This window comes from Gimesia sp. (genome assembly GCF_048262075.1).
Taxonomy (GTDB): domain Bacteria; phylum Planctomycetota; class Planctomycetia; order Planctomycetales; family Planctomycetaceae; genus Gimesia.
Window position 1 is genome coordinate 291,261 of record NZ_JBLXFK010000005.1, and the last position, 22,864, is coordinate 314,124.

Here is a 22,864-nt window from a genome sequence, read left to right on the forward strand (position 1 = left end):
TATGAAAAATCCGGGGAAAAGCAAAACAAATAATATCGCAAATCAGTTCTAATAGGAACTGTGTGAAAATTCGGGTGTACTTTCATTGTTATTTTCCAATCCGAGTCAACACAAGCAGGGAACTCATGTTTGTGTTAAATTCACACGAATTTTACTTGTCATTCTAGCCTGACAGTTCTGTCAGGACATTCTTGCTGTGACTCAGCAGTGAGAATCAGAGTTTTTTGAAGCTTTGAAGAATTGAATTCCATCGTGGAACAACTGTCACCAGTCAAATTTGCAGCGCAAATCCGATGTTGTGCCAATGATCTGCACGATCAGGGGGTCGATAGTCTGGGTTCGCTCTACGATTTAACTTCACAGCGACTGGTGCGTTATGCAGTGACCGTGACTCGAAATATGCCGGATGCGGAAGATGCGATTCAGGCCACCATGGTGCGGATCGCGATGAAACCGAAAATTCTGGCAACTGCACAGCAGCCTTGGGCCTACCTGTTACGGGTGACCCGCAACGAAGCATTACGGATTCTGCAGAAGCGGAAGCCGTTTCAGATATTTGCTCAGTGCCGTCAGCTCTGGGCTCGAGATGAACAAATAGTAGAAGAAAACGATCAGGCGCAAGTCATCCGTAAGGCATTAAAGCGTCTGCCCACCAATCAGTCGGAAGTCGTGGTCTTGAAGATCTGGGAAGACATGACTTTTGCGGAAATCGCCAGTGTGCTGGATGAATCGCCGAATACTGTGGCCAGTCGTTATCGTTATGCGCTCCAGAAGTTAGATAATTACCTGCGTCCCGTGACGCATGAGGATATTAATGTTTGAATTCGAAGATCACAATTCCCTGGAAGAACAGTTGCTGCAGGCCAGTGTCGGCACAGCCGTTCCCCTGCGCGACGGGCACCGTCAGCGGGTGTTGGAAGCGGCACAGCAGGCAGGGAATCGCAGGCAACGCCAGCGAAGATGGATTGTCTGCAGCATGTTTTTCGTCTGCTGCAGTCTATTCTGGTATCAACGCGATTCCGGTTCCACTCAGGCTCCGGTCTGGTCCAAAGCGATCTACCTGAAGGGGAACGAAGTGTTAGGCATTTCCACCGTCGCCCGTGAGTCCATGGAGATCAAGACAGACTGGAATTCGGTGCAGGCCACTTTAAAACATTCGGGTGAATGGGGGCTCGTTGATGCCGTGGTTCAGTTTCGCAATGAGCGTGCAGGCACGATTGAGCAGATTTTTCATCGAGGCGATTAATGCAGGAGAGTTTGTCCCAACATTTTCAGGAGCAGTTGCCTGAGAAACCAGATAATCATCCGGAGTATGTCACAGAACTGGTCGATCTGATTTTAAATCAGTCCCAGTCCGTCAATGCCAGCGACATTCACCTGCTGCCTTCCGAAAACAGAATGCGGATGGACTGGCGGATTGACGGCGTGCTGCATCACATCACGGACTTTTCACCTGAGTTGGCACCGCGGATCACATCGCGGCTCAAAGTCCTGTCGCATCTGCTGACTTATCGGACAGATGTTCCCCAGGAGGGACGCCTGCGACAGCAGGGCGAGCAGGCGGTCGAAACACGAATCAGTACCTTTCCCACACTTTACGGCGAGAAAGTGGTCGTGCGTCTGTTTGTCGGTTCGGGGCAGTACAAGCATCTGGAAAGCCTGAACCTGCCCGGAGAAATCCTGTTCGAACTGCAACGACTGCTGACACAGACGGGGGGCGTCGTCTTAATGACGGGGCCGGCCGGCAGTGGGAAAACAACGACCATCTATGCCTGCCTGCGGGAGATCATCCGCCAGTCTCAAGGGTCTCGCAGCCTGGCTTCACTGGAAGACCCGATTGAAGTGGTCGTGCCCACGGTTGCCCAGTCGCAGGTGAATCCGACTGCGGGCTTTGACATGGTATTGGGTTTGCGTTCCCTGCTCAGACAGGATCCGGAAGTCATTATGGTCGGTGAAATCCGCGACCGTGAAACTGCGGAAACCGTCTTCCAGGCCTCACTCTCAGGGCATCTGGTCGTCACCACATTTCATGCCGGCAGCGCGACGGAAGCGGTCAGCCGCCTGTCAGACATGGGGATTGAACCTTACCTGCTGCGTAGCGGTTTACTGGCGATCCTCAGTCAGCGACTGCTCAGGCGACTCTGTCCGTGTGCGGAATATTCCCAGGCCGAAGAAGATCGCATGGGTCTGGATGTCGAACAATGGAAAGTACCCGTCGGTTGCGTGGACTGCGGGCAAACCGGGTATCAGGGGCGCATGGTCCTCACCGAGATGTTACAGCCTGGTCAGACCGAAGTCGCGAATGCCATTTTAAATCAGGCGGACGCAACCGTATTGCATCAGCTGGCGATTCAGTCGGGCATGCGAACCCAATGGGATCGTGCCCAGGAGGCCGTGAATCAGGGGCTCACCAGCCCGGCGGAAGTACGCCGGGTGCTGGGCATGACGCGAAACAATGGTTAACGGGCGACCGGATTTCACCTCTGAACGATGAATGAAAAATCACGCAGTATTAATCGTTTCTGTCAAAAGCAGGTATGACTATGAATTCTAGAGACGATTCTGAATCGAACGAGACCAGCGGAACCCGCTTTGAGCTCGATGAACTGATCGCATTGAACGAGGAAATCATTTCACTCGTTCAGGCCGGGATTCCCCTGGAACTGGGGCTCCGCGAAATGGGAAATGAACTCCCGGATCGACTGGGCCGGATCACCGCTGATCTGGCCACCAGGATGGAGCGGGGCAGTACGCTGCCGGAAGCGATGGCCGCGGAAGGTGACAGCTTTCCCCGCGTGTATCGCGTGATCGTGGAAGCGGGTATCAAGTCGGGCAAGCTCACGGTCGCCCTGGAAGAAATGTCGAACTATGCCTGGGAGCTGTTTCACCTGCGCCGCCAGATCGGGATGGCGATGGTCTATCCATTGATTGTGTTCAGTCTGGCATACGGACTGTTTATGGTCTTCCTGTTCGAAGTGCTTTCGCGGTTCAACTCTGCATACGATATTTTTCGCCTCGGTGAATCAAAGCCTTTACAGTTGTTGAACTCCATGCAATCCACGGTTGTTTACTGGGGCATGGTTCCACCGCTGCTGTTGTTTCTGTTTGTGATCATCTGGATGAGGACAGGCAGTTCGCAGTTGCTGAATTTCAAAGGGACCAGCCGCCTGATTGGTTGGATTCCCGGTGTGCAGAAGATTGCCAATTATTACCGCTACGGGAATTTTTCCGAACTGATGTCGCTGCTGATTCAGCAGAATATTCCCTTTGCCGAATCGGTCGTCCTGGCTGCGGAAGCGACCGGCGATAACCAGTTGGTAAAATCAGCCAGCTTGATGGCAGATCGGCACCTGCATGCACAGCCGGAAACAGTCATCACCACGAAAGAGTATGGCTGGCCTCCGTTATTAACCTGGCTGCTGACCACGAAGAATCATCAGGGAGAGCTCAGTCTGGCGCTCAAAAATGCAGCAGATATGTATCGGAGAAAAGCCACCAGTTATACTCGCTGGTTTCGCGTGTTGTTTCCGATCTTTACCGGTGCGATTATCGGCGGAGGTACTGTGTTATGCTATTCTCTGGTATTATTTCTTCCGTTCTCGGATATGCTTAAACAATTAGCCCAGCCATGAGGTTCTTAGAGTGAGAGGTCATTGTCCTGATCCGGGTTTTACTGATTACAGGGATTGGAAACATTACGGAATGGCTGTCAGATGATTTGGTATCGTTACCAGGGAATCAATTCGCAGGGTAAAAATGTTTCCGGCCGGATCCATGCCGCAGACCGGGATGAAGTTGCAAGCCGCCTGCAGGATCAGAATCTCAAAATTGAACGAATCGAAGAGGAAGAATCAGCGCTGGCCTTTTCCGTACCGGTCGTGTCTGCGTCAGCTGGTAGTCAGAAGCTGTCGCCTCGCGACTACGATGTGATTTCCGATCACCTGTCTGATTTGACCCGTGCGCGGCTGCCTTTGTCGACCGGTCTGGAAGCGGTTTCACATGAAATTGAAAATCCGCGACTCCGCTCTGCTGTCCAGAACCTGGCTTCACAACTGGATGCCGGAAATGATCTGGAAACGGTACTCGCCGATTCCCGGGCACCTCGCGAATTGTGTGCGCTGGTACATGCCGGCACACGCTCAGGGAAAATGAGTGAGATTCTGGCAGACTATGTCGCCCATACCAGGCAGCTCTCAGAGATGAAAAGCCAGTTGCTGATGGCACTCAGCTATCCATTGATCCTGATGGCATTTGCCATGCTGATGCTTTTGAGCATTCTGCTGTGGATTCTGCCTTCCTTTGAATCGATTTATCTGGATTTCGGAATCGAGTTGCCAGGGGTCACTCTCCAACTGTTTGAACTTTCCATTTTCCTGCGAACACAATGGTGGTGGTATCTGCCTGCCGGACTGATGCTCGTCGGTTGCTATCTGCTGTTGATGAAAACAGAGCATGGCCAGATGTGGTCGCAAAAAATCATATACCGTCTGCCGTTGATTGGCGGGCTGCTCAGCGGTCTGTCTGTCTCGCGTTTTTCACATTTACTGGCATTGCTGGTTGATAACGAAGTCCCGTTCCTCGAGGCGCTCAAGATGACCGGTGAAAGTTCCAGTAATTATGAAATCCGTAACGCCTGCCGAAAGTTTTCTGACTCCGTGTCATCCGGGCAGACGGAGATTGCCTCCCTGGAGTCGTTGAAAATATTTCCGGCTACCTTCTTACAGACATTAGCCAGTCAGTCTGGCGCCACCTCCCATCAGGGGCCCCGCTATTCTGTGGAGATCCTGAATGCGTTGTCGGACATGTTAAACAGTCAGACGCGGGTCCGCATTACTTTTTTCTCGTCGGTCATTGAGCCACTGGTGATCATTTTCTGTGGCACGCTGATGGGTTTTCTATTCATCGCCATGCTGGCGCCTTTACTTCAATTGATAAACTGGCTGTCCTGAGTCAATCCGTGTGCGTACGGTGATCATTTTATAAATCTTCAACTTAAAGAACTGCTGTCGAGTTAAGAGACTCATGGATAAGAGACCCCATTTCGAAAATCTGAATCGAATATTTGGCAACGTGAGACGTTCGCCATCACTCGGTTCCATTCTGTCATTCGGGCGCGTCTCTTATTCTCAACAGGTAGCGTTACTACGAATTCTGGCGATCGCCGCCGACAAGCAGCTTCCCTTAATCGACGTCCTGGAAACATTCGGAAAGGACATTCGAGGTCACTGGAGGTACCAGATCATGCGGCTGGTGGACTTGCTGCGAAGCGGAGTTCCACTGGCAGAGGCGCTGGAGAAAATTCCTTATGTGATTCCTGCCAACGCCTACTTTCTGGTCAAAGCAGGAGCCGAATCAGGAACGCTGCCTTCGGCGCTGGCGCTGGCGGCTGAAGTCTGTGCCGAGCAGCGGAATGAACGGGATTACCTGCGTCCGGGAATCGGAATTTATCTATGTACGGTTTTTGTCATCATGGCATTGGTCTTCATGTTTATCTGTTACTGGATCATTCCCAAGATGAAGAAAATATACTACGACTTCAACATGGAGTTGCCGGACCTGACGGTGGCAATTAACGATATTTCTGACGTGATTGTCACTTACTCGTTATTGATTATTCCAGGCTGCCTGTTTCTCATCATTCTGTATCTCAGGCTCCGTCATACCGGCTATCTGGAAAATGGCTGGCGCCCCCGGTTTATTTCGGGCCGCTATTATCCCCGTTTGATCGCACCGGATGTTTTACGCTTTCTGCACGTTACTACCGAATCAGGGCGTCCCCTGCTGGGGGCATTTGAGACCTTGTCACATACTACAAAAAATAAATATCTGTCTGCCCGCTTTAGCGCCATTCTGGATGATGTCCATAAAGGGAACGATTGCTGGACGTCACTGCATGACTACAGCCTGCTGACACCCAGTGAAGTGCGTCTGTTACAGTCAGCACAGCGGGCGGGCAACTTAAGCTGGGCGCTCAAGGCGATTGCTAAAGGAATTGAGCGGCGCATCAATTATCGCATGGCGTTGTTACGGGAATATCTGGAACCGGCTTTTATTCTAAGCCTGGGCTGTTTAGTGGGAATATTCGTCATCGGGCTGTTTTTGCCCCTGGTGACGATCATGAATGCCCTGTCTTAACCTCAGATAACGGTTGAAACGTGAGAAATCAAATACAGAATAATAGAGCTTGTTCAAGTCGTGTCGCATTATCGCAATGTCGTCGGCGCGGATTCACTCTGGTGGAGATGATGGTGGCCGGCGTACTGCTGATGACCGTCTCCATGATCGTTGTGCCAGCGATCTACTGGGTGCATCGTGAACGTCGGCAGACCGAACGCCGCCAGTTAGCGATTGTGGAAGTGGAAAATCTGATGGAACGCGTGGTCTCTTTACCATTCGATGAAATACAGCAGTCGACTGTCAACAAGTTTGCTTTATCTGAAAGTGCAATCAGACAGCTGCCTGATGCCAGCCTGGAAATGAAAGTCAGTGAGGCGGATGATGTGCAGAAAATGAAAAAAATTCGGATCCAGTTGGACTGGAAAAATGACCAGGGAGTCAGGGGAATGCCTGTGAGGCTCACTTCCTGGGTCTGTCTGAAGGGACAGCAGTAATGCAGCAACGCGGGTTTAATATTTCAATCAGACAATATGGCTGCCCTCCGGGAGTTTCACTGGTGGAAGTTGTGGTGGCAATGGGTATCGCTTCTATCCTGATGGGCATCAGTATGACAACCATGCATACTGTGCTCCGTGCCGAACGCGAAACCAGCAAAGCCGCCTGGCTGGGTTCTTCGTTCCAGCGATTTTCCCGTCTCTTTCGGGCGGACATTCATGCTGCAGCTGATGTCCCGCACCCAGCAGAAGATGGCAAGGAGCTCACACTTCTTAAACCAGGCAATCAGAATGTAACGTATCGCATCGAGCAACATCGTATTTTCAGAGTGGTCACCAGCCAGGGTGAGGAAACGCACCGTGATGTCTTTTATCTGCCCGATGGCAGTCACGCCCGTTTTTTCAAACAACAACGACTGAATCGAGCCGGAATTTCTATTGAAGAACCCGATCCTTTACGACGGATATTTAGTAAAAATAAAGGTAAGTCTAATCCATCCGGGAGGCGGGCTGTCCAGGCATTATCTATCATTTCCACCATCGGACATGATTATCGGTTAGCGGATCTGAAACTAAAACAACCAGAAAAAGAAACAAAAAAAACCGAGTAACAGGGTCAATCATATGCGTCTCCACCACAAATCAGTGATCGGATCACACCAGCAGAGAACTCGCCAGGGAGCGGTGTTAGTGATTGTCATGGTCTGTCTGCTGTTGATTTCACTGGTGATGGCTTCACTGCTGAAATCAACAATGATGCAGAGGCGACAAATGCTGAAAGAGCAGTTGCAGGTCCAGGCAGACTGGCTGGTTGAGTCGGCGCTGGAACGCGCTGCACAGCAGCGATTGACGAATCCCGAATACGAGGGGGAAGTCTGGCAGATTGATCCGGAAGAACTGGGAACACGTTATGCTGCTTCCGCGGAAATTGTATTAAAACCGGAAGGGGAAGCAGACCGTCGACTGTCGATCCAGGCTCGAGTAAAATATCCTGACAGCCAGACTGAGATGATTACCCGAACGAAAAAAATAATTTTATGATCACACTGAGTCAGTCAGTATTCCAAATTTATATTTTCCCTGCTTTTAAGTGGTTTGGTATTATTTCAGGAAACACAGATGATGAAAAAGGTTGCTCCCCCCTGTCGCCAGAGTCAGCAGCGCAATGGCTTCACGCTGATTGAACTGCTGGTCGTGATTGCGATCATCGCGATCCTGATTGCGCTCCTGTTGCCCGCTGTCCAGCAGGCACGTGAAGCAGCCCGACGTACACAGTGTAAAAACAATCTGCTGCAGATCAGCCTTGCCCTGCAAAACTATGAAATGGCATTCGAGGTCCTGCCTGCGGGGGTTTACAACCAGACGGGGCCCATCAAAAACGAACCCAAAGGTTATGATATGGGCTGGTTCGGCGGGCTGATGCCGTTCCTGGATCAGCCGATTGTTTACCGGAATATCGACTTCAGACAAAGCGTGTATGCCGAAGTTAATCGGGAAGTACGCAATACACCGCTCTCTGTTTTAAGCTGTCCTTCTGATCCCAAGGGAACCGCGTTACGTGTGCCAATCGAGGAGAACATTGAACTCTATCAGACGAACTATGCAGCCTGCTATAACGCAAATGAAGCGCCGATCGACGTCAACAATTCCGGGGTCATGTTTTTGAATAGCAGCATCAGTTACGATCAAATCACCGACGGCAGCAGCAATACCATTTTTATCGGCGAGCATTTGTTCGACGACACCAATCTGGGCTGGCTCTCCGGGACGCGCGCCAGTCTGCGCAATACCGGTTCCATTAACCGGGATCTGCCTGGAAATGCCGGTCGCTGGGGAAGTAGTTATATTCCCACCCCCGCAGAGCAGGAAGAAGAAAAGAATCCCGTCGATCCCCTGCTGAAAGTCGGCGGGCTCGGCAGTTACCATATCGGAGGCGCACACATTGGGCTCGGCGATGGTTCCGTTCGCTTCCTTTCCGAAAACATCGATCCCGGCTTGCTCGAGCAGCTCGGAAATCGTGGCGATGGTAAACTGATGGGGCAGTTTTAATCAGCCACGTGGATGATACATCTGATGCACGGCTTTCAGGCGGCTGTGATCCACGTGCGTATAGATCTGAGTCGTACGGATGTTCGCGTGCCCCAGTAGTTCCTGCAACGCTCTGATCTCGGCTCCGCCGGCCATCATGTGGGTGGCAAAGCTATGACGCAGTGTATGGGGACTGACCTCTTTACTGCAGCCCACGCGTGCCGCATTTTTCTTGACGATGTTCCAGACCATGACCCGCGACAACTGCTTGCCTCCCCGGTTCAGAAACAGTGCCTGTTCTGCGGAATTGCGTCGCGTCAGCACAGGCCGTTCATGACGCAGGTAGGCCTCTACAGCGGCGACCGCCACCGGATTCAATGACACCATGCGTTCCTTATTTCCTTTACCCACACAACGGGCATATCCTTCCGCCAGCTTCACCGAATTCAAAGGCAGGGTCACAATTTCTGTCACGCGACAGCCGGTCGCATACATCATTGCCAGAATCGCCCGGTCACGGAGCGGGTAACGATCCTGGCGACAGGGAGCGGAGAGTAGTTGGTTGACTTTTTCCGGGCTGAGAACTTTGGGCAGGTATTTCCAGAGTTTGGGTGAGTTCAACAGGTCGGCAACACTTTCGGCGAGTACGCCTTCCAGCACCAGGTAGCGAAAGAAGAGCTTGAGCGTGACCAGGTGCCGCGAAACAGTAGTCGCCGCCAGTTTACGTCGATTGAGATGCTGAAGATAGCCAGAGAGAAACGAGAGATCCACTTCACTCAATGGAACCGGTTGTTGGGCGCGGTACCAGTCCAGAAACTGCACGATATCCGAGCGATAGGCTGAGACGGTATTCACTGCCATCCCGCATTCTGCTTCCAGATAATGCAGGAACGGCTCCAGATGCACCCCGGGGTCGGCCGGTTTGCGGACCTGGAATCTGGAATTCGCCGGTGGTCGTTTACGTGGCGGCATGAGAGAACCCGTAGTCAGTTTATAGAACCAGACTTGCTGAAAGACGGCGTCATTACCAGTTTATGCTTCGGTAGAATTAATGGCAGGCACCAATCGGGTTTATCGGCAAGCAGCCGTGATCCCCTTGAATCAGCGATCGGTTATCGCAGTCCTAACGGTTGCAGGGGGCAATGCGCGGCGACAAAGGTCTGCGGTTCGTCTGCATCGTCAAACAGGACATTCACCATCCGCTTGCGGGCATAGCCACTGATCCCCATCACAGTTCCCACGCCATACCGCGGATGTCTGACCCGCATACCTACCGAAAAACCCTGAGGAATCTCAGCAGCCTGGGGCGAATTTTTGAGCAGGTCTGCCCCGGTCATCAGCAGAGGCCGCTCTGGATTGGCTGCTTTCAATGCCGCCGTATCAATCTCACCACGCTTGACGGATTCCACAAACTCATCGAAGTGCGAGCGGGATTCGAACAGTTCATCGCTGGTCTGGTCGTTGAGTTCCACATCGATTTCTTTGAGGAAGTCACTGGTGATGGTTCTCCACGGCCGACCGCGCATTGATCGCTCGCGTGTCTGTGTCAGGTACAGGATTTGTTCGGCCCGGGTGATTCCCACGAAAAACAGGCGGCGTTCTTCTTCCAGGCCGTCACGCAGTTCTTCACGCAGTACGCGTTCATGCGGTATCAGATTCTGCTCGACACCGATAATAAAGACCACCGGATATTCCAGACCTTTGGCCGCATGCAGCGTCATCAAGGTCACGCGCCCCGCGTCTGCATCCAGCTGGTCGGTCGCGCTGGCCAGCGTACTGACTTCCAGAAAGCCTTCGAGTGTCGTTTCTTCACCGTAGATGTCATCATACTTTTTTGCGGTTGAGAGCAACTCATTCACATTGGCAATCCGCTGCTGATCATCTTCATCCGGACTCTCTTTCCAACTGTCGACCAGTCGGGTACTGTCGATGATATTCTCCATCAGGTGCGCGACGGCCCCCGAGTCGGCCATCGAAAACCCGTTGATCATCTTGGCAAACCGCGCCAGCATGGTCGCCGCCCGTTTGGAAAGTTTCGGGCAGTCTGCTGCCTGATGCGCGGCTTCCAACAGGCTGATCCCCCGCTCATCGGCCCAGCGAATCAGCTTATTCTGCGTCGTTTTACCGATGCCGCGAAGTGGCTTGTTGACGATGCGGGAGAACGCGATGCGATCGTCGGGGTTGTTGACCAGTTTCAGATAGGAGAGCAGGTCTTTGACTTCCGTGCGTTCATAAAAGGCGACACTCCCCGCCAGCTGGTACGGAATTTTATGCCGGGCCAGTGCCAGCTCCAGTTCCCGCGAAAGCGAGTTGACCCGGTAAAAGATGGCAAAATCGGTGTATTCGTGCTCTCCCTGATCGACGGCTTTACGAATGCGTCTCGCGATATCGTCTGCTTCGTGACGCTCATCCTGATAGCAGAGCAGTTCCACCGGAGCACCTTCCTGGTTTTCCGTAAACAGTGCTTTGGCTTTGCGGCGTTGATTGTGGGAAATCAGATCGTCGGCGACGCGGAGGATTTCTTTCGTACTGCGAAAATTCTGCTCGAGTCGAATGGTTTTGCAGTCGGGGAAATCCCGTTCGAACTGCAGGATGTTCTCAATCTTCGCACCCCGCCAGCCATAAATCGACTGATCCGGGTCACCGGTGACACACAGGTTACGCGTGTTGAGCGAGAGTCCCATCACGATCTGATACTGGGCCAGGTTCGTATCCTGATATTCATCTACGAGAATATATTGATAACGTTCATCGAGTGTCGCCCGTAACTCGGGGGAGCCTTTGAGCAGGCTGGCGACATGCAGTAATAAGTCGTCAAAGTCAACGGCGTTCGATTCGAGCAGCAGTTTCTGATACATCGGATATACGCGAGCCGCGACGGCCTGCAGGTGATCGCCCACCGATTCCTGATAGATTTCGACGAATCGCTCAACGGTGATCAGGTCATTTTTGGCACGGCTGATCATTGATGCGATGGTCGATGGATTATAGGCCACGGTATCGATGTCTAATTCATTCAGTACGAAACGAATTAACTGATGTTGATCGGTCGTGTCAAAAATCGAGAAGTTACTGTCCAACCCCACGCCTCGCCCGTAACGTCTCAGGATTTTGACGCAGAACTTATGGAAGGTCGATATCTCCACGCGCGAGTTCGGAATCAGCTGTCTGACCCGTTCCCCCATTTCGTCCGCCGCCTTGTTCGTGAAAGTAATTCCCAGAATCTGGTGGGCGGGAACGTGCGCATGAATCAGCGAGGCAATCCGGTGGGTAATGACACGGGTTTTTCCTGAACCCGGTCCCGCCAGTACCAGTAAGGGCCCCTGATGATGCGAGACGGCGGCGAATTGAGGTGGAGTCAGGACCTGCTGAAAATCCAAGTGAAAATCCTTTTGAACGTTGATATGGATTTATTATCTGAAACCACCAATGTACGTTCCCGCTTCCCAAATTCCAAATCGAACTCCTCGATTATTCAGCCCGATTCTCTATCTGAATCATTCAACAGAAGTCAGCAGGGGCTTTCATACACCGTGAAAGGGGGAAAATCAGACTCAGTCCCACAGAAGTGAACATTTGCACGTTTTGTTAATGTTGCGAATACAAGCTGCTTTGGATGATTGCACAATATTTGTGGGTCCACTAGACTGCGCAGAGATGATGTGATGAAGTGCTAGAGAAAATGGCCGGCCGACTTTGAGGATTTCACGAAATAGGATGCCTGGTCAGAATCTCCGGCCCTGATTTTCGCCATCAAAATCAACAGGAATTCTGCTATCTCAAAATATTGTTTCTGAAATATCCCATTGGACAGGGTTTTGCAGATATTGATGCTTGAATAGTTGATTGGCAGCAGGGATGTGTGAATTCAACACACATTCAATGCGGCTAAATGACGATAAATTATTTTACAACGGTAGTTTCCACCCCTACTACCATTAATGAGGGCCCTGGTGTCCCGCGTTCTTGTGAATGGTGGCGACCGTTATTCGAATCCCTTTGTCGACGGAGTGAGATCAGATATGCTTCTCAAGGAATCAAACCGAACCAGAAAGAACCAGAAATATTTTGGTGTGCTCGGCGTGGCTGTTTTAGGATTAGCCAGTCTGGCGCTGGTTGTCACAACAACTATGGCTGTGGAAGACAAGCAGCCCGTAAAAGCAGACGTGGGTCTGCAGGGCATTTTACCACCCGAAGTTCCTGATGATCTTTCCGAAGCACCGGAAGGACTTGAAGGCAAGTGGGCAGCATGGGATCAGCAGGTCGGTGATCTGCTGGCCAAACTCTACGAATCAGACCTGACCGTTGAACAGCAGAAGCAGACTCTGGCTGCACTGCAGACAAAGATTCAGGAAGCCCAGGGGCAGGCTGTTCTCGCTGAGTATACCGGTCGTCTGCAGCGTCGTGTGGAAATCGCAGATGCCGTCTTGAAAACACTGCAGGTTGACGTTGCCGCCGTCAAAGCAGCCCAGTTAAAAGCCCAGCAGAACAAACTGGCGAAAGCTGCTGCCGCTCTTAATAAATACCTGGCTACCATGGATAATGGAAATGGTTGGGTTGACTACCTGCAGTTAAATGAATTGCAGAAAGAATTGAAAAACAGCTATTCCGAAGTCGAACTGATGGATCTGCTGAAATCGCTCAAGAAAAAATTTGAAGAGCGTGGTGCCTTAACCGATGCAGAACAGCGAAAATTCTTCAATCGCCCTCAGTTCAAGAATCTGGAAAAATCAGTACGAGCATTCCTGGCCGATTCCAAACCAGGTGCGACCAAGATTGATGCTGGTAAAATTCGCAAACAGCTGACGGCTCTGGTCAGCAACCTTGAAGAATACGAAGCTTCCGAAAGCAATAAAAACTCATTTGAAGCACGGAAAGCATATGCTCTGTTGCGTGAGGAACTTGCAGGTGGCCTGGAGCCACTGACCACAGTTCTGCGGAACAATTATTTCAACTACAACCTGCGTGTCATGGTTGCGGAAGACTTCATCAACCGTTTAATCAATGACAGTACCTGCGAAACCGGACCTGTTGTCGACTGCATCCTGGGAGCTTATGTCACCGGGAATCAGGCCACAACCACGGAAATCGGCGTGGATTTCAAACCCAGCGATTCGACACTGCGATTTGATTTAACCCTGAATGGTTTCACCAATAGCGAAACTTCCGGTACAACCAACCAGGCTACGATTTACACCTCAGGCCATCATCAGATCTGGGGTACCAAAGAAATTAACTTTGATGGTGATCTGTTCGTAACTCAGCCTGCCTGGGTTGAAGTTGCCGCCAATAATACCACCGTGGGTGCCAGCACTAAACTGGATGGAATTCCCCTGCTGGCGGGCATTGGTCGCAATATGGCTTACCGCCGCACTGCAGAACTGAAAGGCGAAGCAGAAGCGATCGCCGCGCAACGTGTGCGGGATCGGGTTCGTCCCCGCTTCGATGAAGAAGTCGATGAACGCATCGGTCGCGCCAATGAAGAAGTCGATGGCAAGTTGAATAAGCGTCTGCGTAATAATGGTCTGTTTCCATCTGCTCGCAGCTTCGCTTCCACTGACACTCATCTTTACATTCGAACCCGGCTGATGGATACCGGCGAACTGGCTGCCAATTCGCCACCACTGACTATCTCTGCCGACGAGAGTGTAGTCCTGCAGTTGCATGAATCGGTCATGAATAACAGCCTCTCCCGCATGAATCTGGAAGGCCGTAATATTACCGATCAGGACCTGATCACCGAATTTGAAAAATCAATCGAAGATGTTCTGGGACGTAAAATCAAACTGGAACGACCTCCCGTTGATCCAGATAAAGGACCCAATATTCTGGCCTTCGATGATCACGATCCCATTCGTGTGCAGATTACAGACAATACGCTGAATCTGATCCTGCGTTGTGGATTTGAACAGCAGGGCGAAACCGCTGTGCCGACTCAGGTCATCACAGTTCCTCTGCACTTCAAAGTCGAAGGTGATAAAATTCATATCACCCGCGGCGATGTCAAATCATCACCCGTCGTGCGACCAGAACGGATTGCGTCTCAGATTGCTCGAGCCGGCGTGGTTCGCAACAAAATGGAAAAAGCATTCCCAGATCGTGTGGAAGATTCCCAGGTCAAAGCCAAACTGGAAAACCGCACCGTCTACCTGGACATCACTGGTATCAAAACCAACGATGGCTGGTTGACGATCACCGTTGGTAATGACACAACAATCGAAAAGAATGAAACCGAGCTGCCACCCGAAGTGGAAAAAACAGCTTCCGTTAAATAGTCGGGCTTATCAAGTCTGATCAAAAAAATGAAAGAGGCGAATCATATCGATTCGCCTCTTTTTTTTATGGGCTCTGTTTCGCGGCGTCAATCAATAATCAATGTCATCTGCTTCAATCGCTTCCTGCATAATCAGGTCGTAACGCAGGCTGGCATCTTTTCCGAACAGTTGGGCGAACGTCGCGTCCGCGTCCAGCTGGCTGTCGATATCCACTTTCAGTAATACGCGATGTTTGGGGTCCAGCGTCGTCTCTTTAAGCTCGCTGGCCGTCATTTCTCCCAGACCTTTGAAGCGACCAATCTCATACTTGCGGCTGGCGCCCAGTGATTCGACGATCTCTTCTTTCTCGGCATCATCCTGTGCATAATGCTTCTCGTTGCCCACCTTGATACAGTACAGCGGAGGCTGGGCCAGAAACAGTTTGCCCTGGCGGATCAATTCCCGCATATGCCGGAAGAAGAATGTCAGCAGTAGCGTACTGATATGATAACCATCGCTGTCGGCATCCATCAGCAGGATGATCCGGTTGTATCGCAGATTCATGATCTCAAAGTTCGGACCAATCCCGGTTCCCAGTGTTTCTACCAGGTCCTTGATTTCCTGGTTCCCCATGATTTTGGAAATGGCCAGCGATTCGGTATTCAGGACCTTACCACGCAGCGGTAATACTGCCTGAATGCGGCTGTCGCGCCCCATCGCTGCCGTTCCCCCCGCCGACAGACCTTCGACCAGAAACAGTTCTGATTCTTCCGGCTTATTGGAGCGGCAATCGAGCAGTTTGCCAGGCAGTGTCGATTTGCGGTTCGTGACCGATTTCCGTCGCACTTCTTTCTGGGCATCGCGACTGGCCATCCGCGCACGTGCCGCCAGAACGATTCGCCCCACAACAGCGTCCGCGATACTCGGGTTTTGATTCAACCATGTTTCCAGCAGAGGCCTGACGATCCCTTCGACAAAGCCGCTGACTTCGGGGTTATTCAGCTTCTCTTTAGTCTGACCCTGAAACATCGGATCATTATGGAATACGGAAATCAGGCAGAGCACACCTTCGCGAATATCGTCCGTCGTAATCGCCAGGCCTTTATGCTTGATATTATGCACATCCATATAATTTTTGACCGCTTTCGCAATCCCTGACCGCAGCCCGCTTTCGTGCGTTCCGCCGGCATGGGTGCGGATGCCGTTCACATAACTGCGAACCTGCTCATCCGTGGCATCAGTCCATCTTAATACGACTTCCACGCGGATATTCTTGTCTTCCTTTTCCGCGAAGAACAGCTGTTCGTGGACCGGTTTTTTCTGTTGTTCCTGTGTCAGCTTTTCGAGGTAGCCTCGAATTCCTTCCGGATGGGAGAGTTCATGCGTCTCTTTTTTGACTTCATCACGGAATGTGATTTTCAGGCCGCCATGAATGAAGGCGACATCTTCCAGGTGTTGGCGAATCGTGTCGGCATTGAAATGTACGCGACGGAAAATATCATCATCCGGTCGGAAATAGATTTCCGTGCCATGTCCGCGGAATGGCTTCACTTTTTTAACGGGTGTCGTCGGTTTGCCTTTTTTATACCGTTGCATGTACTGGTGGCCGTCTCTAACGACCGTGGCAATCATCTCGGAAGAGAGCGCATTCACCACAGACGAACCGACGCCATGCAACCCGCCGCTGCGGGCATAATTTTTGTCGGAGAACTTCCCGCCGGCATGCAGCGTGGTCAGAATCAGTTCCAACGCCGACTTTTTAGTTTTGGAATGCTTATCGACGGGAATACCGCGGCCGTTGTCTTTGACACTGCAGGAAGCGCCATCCTTATGCAGGGTGACAGTAATGGTATCGGCTTCTTTGGCCAGATATTCGTCGACCGAGTTATCGACGATTTCCCAGAGCAGGTGATGCAGACCCCGAATATCAACGCCACCGATATACATCGAGGGACGTCGGCGGACCGCCTCCAGCCCTTCCAGGACTTCGATGTCGTCAGCCGAATATTTTTTTGCGCCAGTTGTTTTTGCTGCAGTTGCCATAATGATTTTGCTGATTTTCTCTGTTGTAAACGCGAACGAAAACGAGATTATAGGTGTTGATCAAGGGATCCGTAAGTCGAGATACGATCAGTTTATGCTTCGTTGTCTCCCAGTTCGTCCCAGTCGACCACTTCAATGGGCGGATAGAGGATCTCTGCAAACCCGCTCCGTTGACTGGTTTTCACACCTTTGCCACCGCGTGAAGTCACACCATATTTCATTTGTCCAAAGGTCATTTTTTTGCCTGCGGTATTGACCACTCGCAGACAATCGCTTGGCCGGGTCAGTTGTAGAGCACCCATGACCTGATCCCCTTTTTCCAGTTTGATTCCCTTAACTCCTTTGCCCGCATTGGAGAGCAGGGCGGCTTCTTCGATCTCACAATGCAGGACGCGAGCATCCTGGGTGGCGATAAACATGGTCTCAGCCTCTTCAACCAGACCCGCATACACTACACGGTCATCCTTACCCAGGCGACAGTATTTGCGGCCTGCCTTGGTTGAAGCGGTCCGGAACAGACTGAACGAAATCCGCATGATCTGACCCTTTTCGGTGACGATCAATACGTGAGGCGTGGGAATGGGTTGCTTTTTCGTTGCTTTGTCTTCCGGTGTGAAGCGACCGTCTGTCGTCACCGCCGCCACCAGAACAGCACCATCGCTCATCCTGGCATGCTTCGACAGTGGCTCACCATAGCCTGAAGAAACAGGTACCTGTTCAATCGGCAGCGTATACGCCACACCATCACTGGAGAAGAACACGACATGGTCCAGCGTACTTCCCGGGGCGACTGCCAGCACGCTGTCCCCTTCGCGGGTTCGCGTTTTGTCCAATTCACGCGTTTCCCCTTTGGTCTTCAGCCGACCCACACGTTTGATCCAACCTTCCCGCGAAACGACCACGTTTGTATTTTCGCGAACAATATACGCCTGCGGATCAAATTCCGTAATCTCTTCCGAGGAGCCCAGTTTGGTCTGCCGTTTTTCGGGAAATTCGTCAGCCAGTTCTTTCAGTTCATTTTCCACAACTTTCCAGAGTCGTTTTTCCGACGCCAGAATTTTACGAATCTTTTCCGCTTCCGCTTCCTTTTCTGCCAGCTCTTCACGAATTGTATTGATTTCCAGCTTCGAAATTCGATAAAGCTGCAACTCAAGGATGGCCATTGTCTGGATTTCATCCAGCGGAAAATTGTCCATCAACTTTTTGGCAGCATCCTGTTTTCCACTACTGGCGCGGATCAGCTTGAGCGCTTTATCCAGATCATTAAAGATGATCTCAAAACCCTTCAGGATATGAATCCGCCGTTCGAGTAGCAGCAGCTGATATTCGAACCGCTTTCGGACCGAAACAAACCGGAAATCCAGAAAGTACTGCAGCATCTCTCTTAAATCACAACGGCGAGGCACCAGCACTTCCGATTCATCGGGTACCAGGCAGGTCATGTTGACCGAGAAGTTCTGCTCCAGATTGGTGTGTTTATACAAAAAGGCCATCACCGTTTCCGGATCCGCGTCTGGTTTGATTTCCAGTACGACTTTCAAACCATTTTTATCATCGGTTTCATCAGCCACATCCACCAGTTGGGGGAGCTTTCTGGATTCAACAATTCCGCCGATCTCCGACAGCAGTGAACCGGTTTCCACACCATAGGGGACCGAATATACGACGAGTCGTTGTGCTCCTTTATTGCGTGTGCCCGGTTCAGGCTTCCATTCGCCACGCACTTTGACAGGGCCGCGGCCTTCTTTATAGACCGTCGTGAGAGACCGTTTGTCTGTCACAATACGGCCTCCCATCGGAAAGTCGGGGCCTTTAATATACTTCATTAACTGGGGGACGGTTGCATCTTTATTTTGAATCAAATGCACGCAGGCTTTGATGACTTCGCCCAGATTGTGAGGCGGGATATTGGTCGCCATGCCGACTGCGATCCCGTGAACCCCGTTCACAAGCAGATTGGGAAACCGTGCTGGCAGTACGACCGGTTCCTCGCGTGTTCCATCATAGTTCGGACGCATTTCTACTGTCTGATAACGCAGTTCGTTCATCAGATGTTCGGCAATTCCCGTCAGCCGCGCTTCGGTATACCGGGCCGCTGCCGCAGGCAGGCCCATGATCGAGCCAAAATTTCCCTGCCCGTTGATCAAAGGACTTCTCAGATTGAAATCCTGTGCCAGTCTGACCAATGCATCATAGACGGAAGCATCACCATGTGGGTGATAATTCCCCGTCGTATCGCCGCAAATCTTCGCGCACTTACGTGGCTTCGCATTGGCCATCAGTCGTAAATCGTGATACATCACGTACATTATGCGGCGTTGCACCGGCTTCAGGCCGTCCCGCACGTCAGGCAGGGCACGTGAAGTAATCACGGACATCGCATAGTTCAGATAGCGACGGCGTGTCACATCGCTGATAGGGACATACTCAATGCGGTCTGATTCGGTGTTTGGTGTTCGCTTGCCTGCCGTGCCGTTATTGGCCGATTTTCGCTTAGCCAAAGGTCTCTCCAATTAGTCTACAAAATGCCCCGGAAAAAACAGTCGGCCTCTGACTGTTTCCTTGCTTCTGAAGGCGGGGGCCTAATTCAGAATTCGGGTCATTTCGCCTGGTAGCTTAAGAAAAATATGTCAAATTTGTTGTTTGTGAAAACATTGAGGATTGTATCTGTTGAAACGATTATTGAACAGATGAGGCCACTCGTAACCCGTTAAATAGACAATAATTCGGGAAAATAGGACGAATCGTCATTGTGGTTACAAAATGACTCATTCCGACGATTCCTGCCAGCCGAAATTTGGACTAGTGGCTTTCTTTTTGAGAGGGTCGCTGTCGGGCGATTGAAACATACAAAAAGTACCGGAACTCTGAAAAGTGAAATTCCCAGAATTTCTATTTTAACTTCGGACTTTGCGAAGTGGCTTTGCCTCGTTTGTGAACCACGACTGGTTCTAACAGAAGACAATTGATCATTATAATTGACTGACGGGGGTTGGACGAGCCTCTGACCTAGTCTCATTGGTGGAAACCCCACAATAAAAATCCAGGGAGGGATTGTTATGGCTCAGGCGAGTCTGAAGGTAACCCTGCTAACCGGACTGTTACCGGCATTTTTACTGATGGCGCCGGCATTACAGGCTGCTGAACCAGGTGCGGTCAATAATGCGGTTGTCCAGCAGGAATCTGTTTCGAAATCATCGAAGTATAATCCGATCAGTTGGTTCAAACGTAAGTTTACCAGCTCTGCTGACAAACGGAATCAGATCCAGCAGATCGACCACACCCAGAAGACGGCCCAGGTAAGAGGCAGGCAGGCACCTGTTTCTAAACGGCCTACACTGGGACGTCGCAGTGGGAACCCTTACTACATCCAGCAGGTCAGCAATCAGCCGAATATCATAACCTCGACTCCGGCTCCCTTTGAAAACGCTCAGCAGGCGCGCCCCATCAGCTATTCACACGGGCACTTCAAAGATCACAAACAATACAAGGCAGCTCAACCAATGCCAGTGATGGACGGCATGAATGTTCTGCCCGGATATCCACAGTTGCAGGCACCGCTGTACCCCAGTCCGAAACCGGGAATTCCTGATTATGTCGGACGGACCATTATTACTAACCAGGCACTGGCTCCTCAGGAAATGTTGTATGCCCATGAATACAACGCCATGTATGGTCCTTACTACTACAACGTCAAAGGGGGCTGGATCTGGACACCCTTCGGTATGCGATCTCACGAACGCTGGAAGCTGGAAGGGACCCGGGTCAACGTGAAATATAAATCAGACTTCGGATTCATCCCTCGATTCATTCCGCCCCTGGTCAGATAACTGAAATCCAGGGAAACACTGTCTCAACCCGAACACGTTTATCACACTGGGTCAGGTACTCAGAGAAACGATCAGGAAATATCAAAATGCAGAACTTCACTTATAAATTAGCAGGCCTCGTGGCAGTTGCCGGGATGATCACAGTCCTGTCTGCTTCACACCTGCAGGCTGGCGAACCGGGCAGTTTGAAATTGACTCAGAAGCAAGCCTCTCCCATCCAGCAGACGGGATACATTCACGAAAAATGTAACTGTAAACAAAATCATGTTTACTCTTACTCCGATGGCTCTTCCTATGCCGGCGGAGATTGCCCCCACTGCCGTGCCGGTGGTGCTGGTAAAGGGTATAGAACCTCAGCCGGGATCGGCAAACGGGGCTCACTGCGGGACTTTTTCCGCTGCAAGTTTGGTTACTTCATCCCAACAGGATGTGGTGGAAAAGGTTGTGCTCCCATCGGACATTACAACATGACTTACGCCGTCGATCCCTACTACTTCGATGGACGTGACGGGCGTCTCTACGGTGCACAGGGTTATGGTGTTCCCATCGCGGTTCCCCTGGCTCCCAATGTACGTTCCACTTACAACTACGGTTGGGGCGTACCTTCAAGCCGTTTGACTCCGGTCTCTCGCATCGTTCAATAATCTAAAACACTAATATCCTCAATCGGGTCCAGGAAGATTGATATGAGAATCTTAAACGTGCATATGCTGGCCATTCTCGCAGTGACCGGCGTCATGGCTCACACTGCTCTGACAGCCAGCGCAGATGAGAATACGGCTGCCAGTGACGGTCAGATCCAGCAGGTAGATCATCACGTGCGGGGCGGCGGTTACGAATACAACTGCCCTCCCGGATATTCTAACCGCTTCGATGGTGATGGCGTCTATCGCAATTATACATCACGTGAAGGAAGAGCTTTCCTGCGAAAGTGTCACACTTCACCCGGGCATGGCTGGTGCCCCCCTTCCGCACAGAGGATTCAAAGAACTCCCGTGCAATACCAGCGGTATTACTCCAGTCAGTACATGGGACAGGCCGGACCTGCGGGGCCTGCTAACTACCCACAGGTTTATATGCCAACAGATACCACCCAGCTTGGCTTTTACTACCAGGCTGTACCCAGCTGGCAACCCCGGGCAGGCATGCTGCCTCCTCCACCTAATCCAGGCATGTACCACACACGTGACTGCCGTGGCTGTCGTGGACATGGCTGCAAACACTGTCGTGGCGGCCAGCAGTTCAGTGGACCTGTTTACTACAATACCGGAAGTCCCGTGACGCCAGAACCGGCAGTCGCACCACAGCCGGAAGAAGCAACTCCTGCGGTACCACCTGCTCCTTCCAAACTGAACCAGGCTTCCTACGAAAAATAATTCGACTACTCCTCGATAAGATCGTTTCGTAATAACGATTGGTAATCTGGCAGAGCCACCTCTGATCAAAGGGTGGCTCTGTTTTTTTATACCCTTTGCACAGGGCTCCTTTCTCATCGATCTCGTTTCACTGATGACCGACTGCCACCGGTTCTGGCTGTTTATCTTGACACGGACCCGCCACTCACGAAACTCCGTGCCATGCGTCGCGCGCGTGTTGAAAAATAAAAGGGTGATGATTTCTCCTCCCCTGTGAAGAAACGCACTATAAAAGTCTCGGGTTTCAGAGTGATTTTTCAAAACAGGCAACTTCACGGCGTGATATACAGCACCAAATGGGACCTGTTTCGCCCTGTTTTGCGTCATACCCGCGCCCGTACGTGCCTTGTTTGAGTCGACTGCAGGACAGTCTTGCGCTACACCGGGAAGCACCAGTTGCCGGTCTCGTCCGTGCAACACGAACAGATTATCAACAGACCGAATTCTCGAAACCCTGTTTCTGATAATCACTCCTCTGCCAGACTACCGGCCGATTTCTGCTCACCGTGGCACGAATTTTCATTTCAAAACAGAAAAAGTTTGAACCCCTGTATTCTATCCGATATGATCAACAGTGCCGGAGATGAACAGCGGGAAGTGCTTTAAATAACACATCCAATACAGCTCATTCCTCTCCGGAAACAGTTCTCCCGGGACAAGGCACGCCTGGAGTCCGTCATCTG

At 51.3% G+C, this 22,864-nt stretch carries 18 protein-coding genes; 14 read left to right on the forward strand and 4 right to left on the reverse strand.

Annotated features, from left to right (window positions below; translation table 11 throughout):
* Positions 1 to 252: 252 nt before the first annotated feature.
* The 10 genes from ACN0YH_RS12905 (at position 253) to ACN0YH_RS12950 (ending at position 8,660) form a co-directional block, all read left to right on the forward strand.
* Entirely contained in the window at positions 253 to 822 is a 570-nt protein-coding gene (locus tag ACN0YH_RS12905; protein ID WP_417379975.1) for an RNA polymerase sigma factor, read from the forward strand.
* Complete coding sequence (locus ACN0YH_RS12910) at positions 815 to 1,246, forward strand: hypothetical protein (RefSeq protein WP_417379976.1); 432 nt, start codon at positions 815 to 817, stop codon at positions 1,244 to 1,246. Before ACN0YH_RS12905 ends, ACN0YH_RS12910 begins: the two co-directional genes overlap by 8 nt.
* Before the next feature lie 11 nt (positions 1,247 to 1,257).
* Positions 1,258 to 2,463, forward strand: coding sequence for a GspE/PulE family protein (locus ACN0YH_RS12915; protein ID WP_417379977.1), 1,206 nt, complete (start codon positions 1,258 to 1,260; stop codon positions 2,461 to 2,463).
* An 80-nt stretch (positions 2,464 to 2,543) separates the two neighbouring features.
* Positions 2,544 to 3,632, forward strand: coding sequence for a type II secretion system F family protein (locus ACN0YH_RS12920; RefSeq protein WP_417379978.1), 1,089 nt, complete (start codon positions 2,544 to 2,546; stop codon positions 3,630 to 3,632).
* Positions 3,633 to 3,713: 81 nt separating this feature from the next.
* Positions 3,714 to 4,949 (forward strand): type II secretion system F family protein, encoded by a 1,236-nt coding sequence (locus ACN0YH_RS12925; protein WP_417379979.1) that lies wholly within the window; start codon positions 3,714 to 3,716, stop codon positions 4,947 to 4,949.
* A gap of 121 nt (positions 4,950 to 5,070) precedes the next feature.
* The gene (locus ACN0YH_RS12930) at positions 5,071 to 6,135 is read left to right on the forward strand and encodes a type II secretion system F family protein (protein WP_417379980.1); all 1,065 of its coding nucleotides are present in this window, start codon (positions 5,071 to 5,073) and stop codon (positions 6,133 to 6,135) included.
* 20 nt (positions 6,136 to 6,155) lie between these two features.
* Positions 6,156 to 6,611, forward strand: a complete 456-nt coding sequence (locus ACN0YH_RS12935; protein WP_417379981.1) for a type II secretion system protein — start codon at positions 6,156 to 6,158, stop codon at positions 6,609 to 6,611.
* Positions 6,611 to 7,222 (forward strand): PulJ/GspJ family protein, encoded by a 612-nt coding sequence (locus ACN0YH_RS12940; protein WP_417379982.1) that lies wholly within the window; start codon positions 6,611 to 6,613, stop codon positions 7,220 to 7,222. The genes ACN0YH_RS12935 and ACN0YH_RS12940 overlap by 1 nt, the downstream gene beginning before the upstream one ends.
* A gap of 13 nt (positions 7,223 to 7,235) precedes the next feature.
* Positions 7,236 to 7,652 (forward strand): hypothetical protein, encoded by a 417-nt coding sequence (locus ACN0YH_RS12945; RefSeq protein WP_417379983.1) that lies wholly within the window; start codon positions 7,236 to 7,238, stop codon positions 7,650 to 7,652.
* A gap of 78 nt (positions 7,653 to 7,730) precedes the next feature.
* Positions 7,731 to 8,660: a DUF1559 domain-containing protein gene (locus ACN0YH_RS12950; RefSeq protein WP_417379984.1), complete on the forward strand. Its 930-nt coding sequence runs from the start codon at positions 7,731 to 7,733 to the stop codon at positions 8,658 to 8,660.
* On the opposite strand, the gene xerD is transcribed toward ACN0YH_RS12950, so the two are convergent.
* Positions 8,661 to 9,611: a site-specific tyrosine recombinase XerD gene (xerD, locus tag ACN0YH_RS12955; RefSeq protein WP_417379985.1), complete on the reverse strand. Its 951-nt coding sequence runs from the start codon at positions 9,609 to 9,611 to the stop codon at positions 8,661 to 8,663. It abuts the gene before it with no gap.
* A 140-nt stretch (positions 9,612 to 9,751) separates the two neighbouring features.
* Positions 9,752 to 12,019: an ATP-dependent helicase gene (locus tag ACN0YH_RS12960; protein ID WP_417379986.1), complete on the reverse strand. Its 2,268-nt coding sequence runs from the start codon at positions 12,017 to 12,019 to the stop codon at positions 9,752 to 9,754.
* Positions 12,020 to 12,592: 573 nt separating this feature from the next.
* On the opposite strand from ACN0YH_RS12960, the gene ACN0YH_RS12965 reads away from it, so the two are divergent.
* Positions 12,593 to 14,914: a hypothetical protein gene (locus tag ACN0YH_RS12965; protein WP_417379987.1), complete on the forward strand. Its 2,322-nt coding sequence runs from the start codon at positions 12,593 to 12,595 to the stop codon at positions 14,912 to 14,914.
* Positions 14,915 to 15,004: 90 nt separating this feature from the next.
* On the opposite strand, the gene ACN0YH_RS12970 is transcribed toward ACN0YH_RS12965, so the two are convergent.
* Both ACN0YH_RS12970 and ACN0YH_RS12975 read right to left on the reverse strand, forming a co-directional pair.
* Positions 15,005 to 16,936, reverse strand: a complete 1,932-nt coding sequence (locus tag ACN0YH_RS12970; RefSeq protein ID WP_417379988.1) for a DNA gyrase/topoisomerase IV subunit B — start codon at positions 16,934 to 16,936, stop codon at positions 15,005 to 15,007.
* Positions 16,937 to 17,028: 92 nt separating this feature from the next.
* On the reverse strand, positions 17,029 to 19,437 hold the full coding sequence (locus ACN0YH_RS12975; protein ID WP_417379989.1) for a DNA gyrase/topoisomerase IV subunit A: 2,409 nt from the start codon (positions 19,435 to 19,437) through the stop codon (positions 17,029 to 17,031).
* 558 nt (positions 19,438 to 19,995) lie between these two features.
* Between ACN0YH_RS12975 and ACN0YH_RS12980 the strand changes: the two genes are divergently transcribed.
* From ACN0YH_RS12980 to ACN0YH_RS12990, 3 genes are all read left to right on the forward strand, one after another.
* The gene (locus tag ACN0YH_RS12980; RefSeq protein ID WP_417379990.1) at positions 19,996 to 20,766 is read left to right on the forward strand and encodes a hypothetical protein; all 771 of its coding nucleotides are present in this window, start codon (positions 19,996 to 19,998) and stop codon (positions 20,764 to 20,766) included.
* An 86-nt stretch (positions 20,767 to 20,852) separates the two neighbouring features.
* Positions 20,853 to 21,410 (forward strand): hypothetical protein, encoded by a 558-nt coding sequence (locus ACN0YH_RS12985; RefSeq protein WP_417379991.1) that lies wholly within the window; start codon positions 20,853 to 20,855, stop codon positions 21,408 to 21,410.
* A gap of 42 nt (positions 21,411 to 21,452) precedes the next feature.
* Entirely contained in the window at positions 21,453 to 22,142 is a 690-nt protein-coding gene (locus ACN0YH_RS12990; protein WP_417379992.1) for a hypothetical protein, read from the forward strand.
* Positions 22,143 to 22,864: the final 722 nt, after the last annotated feature.

Excerpts from the sequence above, each read along its gene's own strand:
- ACN0YH_RS12910 (WP_417379976.1), top strand. The coding sequence starts at position 815 with ATGTTTGAATTCGAAGATCACAATTCCCTGGAAGAACAGTTGCTGCAG.
- ACN0YH_RS12920 (WP_417379978.1), top strand. The coding sequence starts at position 2,544 with ATGAATTCTAGAGACGATTCTGAATCGAACGAGACCAGCGGAACCCGC.
- ACN0YH_RS12925 (WP_417379979.1), top strand. The coding sequence starts at position 3,714 with ATGATTTGGTATCGTTACCAGGGAATCAATTCGCAGGGTAAAAATGTT.
- ACN0YH_RS12940 (WP_417379982.1), top strand. The coding sequence starts at position 6,611 with ATGCAGCAACGCGGGTTTAATATTTCAATCAGACAATATGGCTGCCCT.
- ACN0YH_RS12945 (WP_417379983.1), top strand. The coding sequence starts at position 7,236 with ATGCGTCTCCACCACAAATCAGTGATCGGATCACACCAGCAGAGAACT.
- ACN0YH_RS12950 (WP_417379984.1), top strand. The coding sequence starts at position 7,731 with ATGATGAAAAAGGTTGCTCCCCCCTGTCGCCAGAGTCAGCAGCGCAAT.
- xerD (WP_417379985.1), bottom strand. The coding sequence starts at position 9,611 with ATGCCGCCACGTAAACGACCACCGGCGAATTCCAGATTCCAGGTCCGC.
- ACN0YH_RS12970 (WP_417379988.1), bottom strand. The coding sequence starts at position 16,936 with ATGGCAACTGCAGCAAAAACAACTGGCGCAAAAAAATATTCGGCTGAC.
- ACN0YH_RS12980 (WP_417379990.1), top strand. The coding sequence starts at position 19,996 with ATGGCTCAGGCGAGTCTGAAGGTAACCCTGCTAACCGGACTGTTACCG.
- ACN0YH_RS12985 (WP_417379991.1), top strand. The coding sequence starts at position 20,853 with ATGCAGAACTTCACTTATAAATTAGCAGGCCTCGTGGCAGTTGCCGGG.
- ACN0YH_RS12990 (WP_417379992.1), top strand. The coding sequence starts at position 21,453 with ATGAGAATCTTAAACGTGCATATGCTGGCCATTCTCGCAGTGACCGGC.